A 5498-nucleotide genomic window follows, 5' to 3' on the forward strand; every position below is an offset into this window, starting at 1 on the left:
AATCAATTAAGTCTCTTGCCAGATAAGGATTTAGTCGATTTATGCCCCCCTATCGAACCATACCAAGTAACGAAGAACCAAGAAAGCTTTAAAGGGAACCTATGAGGAATCAGTCTGGGAACATCTAGCAGGGACAACCAGCGCACCTTTTGCAGTGGGAGAACATCGGCAAATTGCCGTTAAAGTGATTGATGACCGGGGGAATGAGTTGTTAGTGGTTAAGAGTTTAAATTAGCAGAATTAAAGAAAAGAAAACTAATATGAATGCTTACAAAAAATATGTGACAATTGAGCGATCACATCAGTTGATTTTATCCGATTTACCCTTTCGATCCAGTCAAAGAGTAGAAATTATTATTTTAGGCGAAGATAGTCAGGAAACTAACCATCAATTAGAGGAGTTACGGCAAAAAATTGATAGTGCAACCGAGCAAATTTTAGCGGGTAATGTAACCGATGAGGAATTAGTTTTTGAGCAGTTAAAAACAAGATTAAGAGAAGAATATGGCTTAAAATAATGGCAATTTATCAATTCTCCCAAGAGGCAATTAATGATCCGGGGTCAGCGCATCTCAAACGCCATTGACAATTGACCAATTTTGTTATCCGTTTGCTGTGTGAGCATTTCAAGCGATACCAGTCAATCAGAATAGTTACGAACTCGATCCATTTGGTCGATTGTTGCTCAACAATTGAGAAGGCAAATTCTACCCAAATATGCCCAAATTGTGGGTAGGCAACCTACATAAAGTTCATTTTGTCAAGAATTTTTAAGATGCACTTACCCTGTGTTAATTTTCTGGTTTGACCCGGTTACAATGAAAGTGGACTCAGAACCGGGTAAGAATGTCCCCGCTCGGTTTCTCTATACTAACTACAATGGCTTATGTTTCCACGTCAATCAGGCATTTTTCCCCCGTACCGGCGCTTGGGATTCGATTAAGAAAGCTTTAAAGGGAACCTATGAGGAATCAGTCTGGGAACATCTAGCAGGGACAACCAGCGCACCTTTTGCAGTGGGAGAACATCGGCAAATTGCCGTTAAAGTGATTGATGACCGGGGGAGTGAATTGCTAGTGGTTAAGCAATTAAAATGAGTTGGAGGTCGTTATGGCAATTGAAATTAAATCTCTAGTTCCTAAATTTGGACCTGATGGTAACTACCATGTAGGCTATATTGGATTTACCTACAGTGAAGGAAATATCATCTCTGAAGGAATCGCCTATTTTACCCGTTGGCATCGAATGAGCGACATAAAGGTTTCTCATGCTTTAATTGTCACCGGAGACAATAAATGTGTTGAAGCTCATCTTGAAACCGGAGTTGCTGAAAAAGATTTGAGTGAATATTTTAATGATCCGCACTGTCAAATCTTTTTCAGAAAACCGAAAGGATTAACTTCGGATATAGCCAAAAAAATTGTCGAAAAAGCCGAGGAGCAAAAAGGCTGTAAGTATGACCTTGATTTAATTGAACACATGGTAGAAGTCCACAGCATTGTAGGGTGGACAATTAATAAGCTAACCCGAGGTGGCTACGAAAACCGTATTACTCTGGCTCATGAAGGAGATGACAAGTGGATTTGCAGTGAATTAGCTGCTCATTGCTTAGATGAACAGCCAGAATACAAAGACAAGGGAATACTAAGCAAGCTAGATGCAACAATAGATCCTCAAGAATTATTTGAAGATCAGACGATATTTGAGCCTTGGAAAAAGGCGTAATTTTCTGGACACCTCGAAAACTAAAGATGCTTATTGAGAATAACCCGGTATATGATGGTTAGTTTTCGCAATAAGACAATTTATCGGGGTGTCCTTCTTTTTTTCCTACTACTTCCCACTTAACATCAAAACCGTCAAGCCATGAATCCTAGCGAGTTTCTCAGTCGTGAGATTATACGTCCTTTAATCACCCTTGCCATTCCGGGAGGAGTGGCGATCGCTCCTTATGTTTACTTATTACATAGCAACGATACAGTTCGTGGTTTTTGGGAACAGCACGAAGTAGCGATGATTTTCTTTCTGCTAGTCATTTCTTTAGCAGTTGGATTACTTTTAGAAGATATTGGCGCAGAAATCGAAAAATTCTATCGAGATCAGTTTGATCCGACAGGAACCACTTGGAATAGTTATCTAAAAAAACCAGCTTACTCAGAATTAAAGGATTTAGAAACTCCCCCGACAGGTATTTATATTACTGAAACAGCTAAAGACTATATTAACTCAATTGTCCTTCGGCTGAAGTTTGAGTTAGGAATGTTTATAGCGATACTTTTTGCTTTTCCTGGTCTAGTTTGGATATGGCATTTGAATTGCGATCCGATAAACTACGTTTGGTTAGTAGGTTTACCTTTATTATTATCCTTGTGCGGATATCTCTTATATGAAGCTCTGAATAGCGTTGAATTACTTCATGAAACCCGAAAAGCTATTTTAAATGATAAGAGAAAATCTGGGATAATAAATGTCGGAGCAATTTTCAAAGCAGCAATTTTCGGAGCAATTTTCGGGACAATTTTAGGAGCAATTTTAGGAGCAGGTATCGAAGGAATTCCCGTAGTAATTCCCAGAATATTTAGCTCTATTAGCTTTAGCCAATTCGGTAGCTGGTTACAAACAGGAGCAGTCTTAGGATTTCTTTTGGGAACAACTAATGGAGCATTGTTTGGAGCATTGTTTGGACTATTGTTTGGATTGAGTGATCCAACATGGCAGCCAGTTCTTGGACCACTTTTTGGAGCAATTTTTGGACTACTTTTTGGAGCAGTTTCTGTATTATTTTTTGGAGCAGTTTTTGGATTATTTTTAGGACTCGGTTCTAGGGGATTAATCAGTGCGGTGTTCGGAGCATTTTTTGGGGCATTTCTTGGAGCAGTTCTTGGATTATGTTTCAGTAACAACTCAGTAAATAAACCTATTTATGTAGTTATTTTATGCTTGATTTGGTTTAGTGTTTTAATATTTGTTGCTTCAGCATTTTTAGATACAAGACTATGTATTATAAATCCAGCAAATAATACTACAAAGTTTTTCGCAAATCACCCCATTATTTTTCAAGGGAAAGCCTATGGACATATTGAGAAAATAAAAGCAAAAGTATCACAAAATGGAATAAATTTCCCTGAAAAAGAGAAGGTTGCCTTTCCCAGCCAAAATAAATGGTCATTTGACGAAACCTTGAGCAATACCAACAACTCTGAAATTCCCTACGATATTACTATAGATGGGTTAGATAAGCAGGATAATTTGATTGCAGAAGGCAAAGTAAGAGTAATTATTGTAGATCCTTAAAATATGTCCTACGAAGTAAACCAACCCATCCTCAACTCCCCCTTTAATGAACCCTTGATGAAGTTAAATCAGCCGTTTATCGAGCTTGCTTATACTTAGAATAATTCTATGTCAGCCAAAGATATTTTTCATCAATCCGTGTGTATTGCCCTCGAAAAAGATGGCTGGAATATCACCCATGATCCCCTTTATCTTAAAGTCAATGACGTAGAATTTTACATCGACTTAGGTGCGGAAAGATTAATTGCCGCCGAAAAATTAGGTCAAAAAATCGCCATAGAGATTAAATCTTTTTTAGGGACATCTGAAGTCACCGAATTTCATCTCGCATTAGGACAAATCCTCAATTATCGGTTAGCATTAAAACAGGAAGAACCCGAAAGGATTCTTTATCTAGCCATTCCTCAAGATACCTATGAAGACTTCTTCTCTCGTCAATTTATTCAAGACGCTGTAGCAGAATATAAAATTAAACTTTTAATCTTTAATTCTCTCAAACAAGAGGTGGTATTATGGAAAGAATAAACTACTCTCAACTGATTCAAGACATTCTCACCCAACATTCAGTTAATGACAGCAAAAATGACAGAGAAACTCAACTTATTTTTGACACAAAACGCCATCATTATCAAGTCTTAAATATTGGGTGGAAAGAGCAAAAGCGAATCTATGGTGTGATTATTCATCTTGACATAAAAGATGACAAAATCTGGATTCAAAGAGATGGAACAGAAATCGGCATTGCCAATCAATTAATCGCTGCTGGTGTTCCTAAACAAGATATAGTCTTAGGTTTTCAGGCTCCCTATAAACGCAGTTTAACCGAATTTGCCTTGAGTTAATACATAAGAAAAAAATCCTAAATAAGTGTATGTCCTACGAAGTCAACGAACCTATCCTTAATTCCCCCTTTGATGAACCCTCACAATACTGGTTCATCCGAGAAGGTTATGAACCGGAATTAAAAGAAGGGAGAAGACCAGCTATCGTTTACCCACCCCGGGAAGGTAATACCGAATGGGAATTAGGACAAGTTCTCAAACTTTCATCCCCCGATGAATTTTTCCCAGGTTATGAAATGACCCTAGTTAACCGCATCAGGAAAGAAGTTAAAGAATGGAGAAGACAACAGTATCCCGGTGTCAGCCGTACCACCTTAGAACTATTAGAATACTGGAGCCGAGAAGGAAGAGAACATCGCCTATTTTTTGCTCAAAAAGAAGCAGTAGAAACCATCATTTTCTTAATTGAATCTCGCACCGACTTTCGCCAAGGGATTCATATTCCCCAAGATACCCCCATTGACAGCACCCTGAAAGCTTTCATCCGCTACGCCTGTAAGATGGCAACCGGAAGCGTCAAAACAACAGTGATGGGGATGTTAGCAGCATGGTCTATCCTCAACAAAGTAGCAGATCGCAGTAACGCTAAATTCTCCGATATTGTCCTGATTATCTGTCCCAATATCACCATTAAAAGTAGATTACAGGAACTCAACCCTGACAACGGCGAAGCTTCTTTGTATCGCACCCGTGACCTCGTACCTTCTCACCTGATGGACAAACTGAGACGGGGTAAAGTCTTAGTGACAAATTGGCATATTTTTGAAAAGCGAGCGCCTGCCACGTGGTGGCTGATACCGATCAATGGGAACAGGCAGCCGCCTATATTATTGACAATCATCCCGCCACTGCAGCCTTTGTTAAAAATGAACGCTTAGGGTTTACTATTCCCTATTTTCATAATGGGGAATACCACGATTATATCCCAGACTTTATTATCCGTCTGAAGACAGCTAAATATAACTATTTAATCCTAGAAACTAAAGGATGGGACGAACTGAGGGAAGTGAAGGAAGCAGCCGCTAAACGCTGGTGTAATGCCATTAATACCGACGGCAAACACGGTCATTGGCAATACTTTTTAACTGGATTGAGCAAAGTTAAGGAAGGAATTGATCAAGCATTGACATCCTCACCGCCGTGAACGGACGGTGATTCCCAAACCTCACGATTTGGGTTTCTGCTTCTTTCCCTTGCGGGGTTCCGCACCTGCCGCCCCAGTTTTACTCTGTTCTGGTCTTATGGTCGCTCTACAGACTGACACCGCAAGCCCTGCGGCCAAAATATTTTTACTAGCGTTAACATCTCGGTCATGGTGTGTCCCACAGTCTGGACAATCCCATTCTCGAACATTTAACGGCA

9 protein-coding genes are annotated in these 5498 nt (G+C 39.5%); 8 read left to right on the plus strand and 1 reads right to left on the minus strand.

Annotated features, from left to right (window positions below; all coding sequences use genetic code 11):
* The first annotated feature begins 260 nt into the window (after positions 1 to 260).
* From IM509_RS03510 to IM509_RS03545, 8 genes are all read left to right on the plus strand, one after another.
* Positions 261 to 518 carry a hypothetical protein gene (locus IM509_RS03510; protein WP_052276447.1) on the plus strand — a complete coding sequence of 86 codons (258 nt, stop codon included), beginning with the start codon at positions 261 to 263 and terminating at the stop codon, positions 516 to 518.
* Positions 519 to 818: 300 nt separating this feature from the next.
* Entirely contained in the window at positions 819 to 1097 is a 279-nt protein-coding gene (locus tag IM509_RS03515; protein ID WP_052276448.1) for a hypothetical protein, read from the plus strand.
* Positions 1098 to 1110: 13 nt separating this feature from the next.
* Positions 1111 to 1725 carry a C40 family peptidase gene (locus IM509_RS03520; RefSeq protein WP_004161316.1) on the plus strand — a complete coding sequence of 205 codons (615 nt, stop codon included), beginning with the start codon at positions 1111 to 1113 and terminating at the stop codon, positions 1723 to 1725.
* Positions 1726 to 1866: 141 nt separating this feature from the next.
* Positions 1867 to 3294 carry an FUSC family protein gene (locus IM509_RS03525; RefSeq protein ID WP_185237560.1) on the plus strand — a complete coding sequence of 476 codons (1428 nt, stop codon included), beginning with the start codon at positions 1867 to 1869 and terminating at the stop codon, positions 3292 to 3294.
* A 108-nt stretch (positions 3295 to 3402) separates the two neighbouring features.
* A complete protein-coding gene (locus tag IM509_RS03530) occupies positions 3403 to 3819 on the plus strand; it encodes a XisH family protein (RefSeq protein WP_052276450.1) in 417 nt (138 codons plus the stop codon).
* The gene (locus tag IM509_RS03535; RefSeq protein WP_004162692.1) at positions 3807 to 4136 is read left to right on the plus strand and encodes a XisI protein; all 330 of its coding nucleotides are present in this window, start codon (positions 3807 to 3809) and stop codon (positions 4134 to 4136) included. Before IM509_RS03530 ends, IM509_RS03535 begins: the two co-directional genes overlap by 13 nt.
* Positions 4137 to 4165: 29 nt before the next feature.
* A complete protein-coding gene (locus IM509_RS03540) occupies positions 4166 to 5014 on the plus strand; it encodes a DEAD/DEAH box helicase family protein (protein WP_052276451.1) in 849 nt (282 codons plus the stop codon).
* Positions 4924 to 5280, plus strand: coding sequence for a hypothetical protein (locus IM509_RS03545; RefSeq protein WP_128575186.1), 357 nt, complete (start codon positions 4924 to 4926; stop codon positions 5278 to 5280). Before IM509_RS03540 ends, IM509_RS03545 begins: the two co-directional genes overlap by 91 nt.
* Before the next feature lie 21 nt (positions 5281 to 5301).
* Here IM509_RS03545 and IM509_RS03550 read toward each other — a convergent pair.
* Positions 5302 to 5498: zinc ribbon domain-containing protein (locus IM509_RS03550; RefSeq protein WP_272079511.1), on the minus strand; the 197-nt coding region annotated here is incomplete at its 5' end.

The sequence above is a fragment of the Microcystis sp. M31BS1 genome (genome assembly GCF_020245285.1).
In the GTDB taxonomy this organism is placed as follows: domain Bacteria; phylum Cyanobacteriota; class Cyanobacteriia; order Cyanobacteriales; family Microcystaceae; genus Microcystis; species Microcystis panniformis.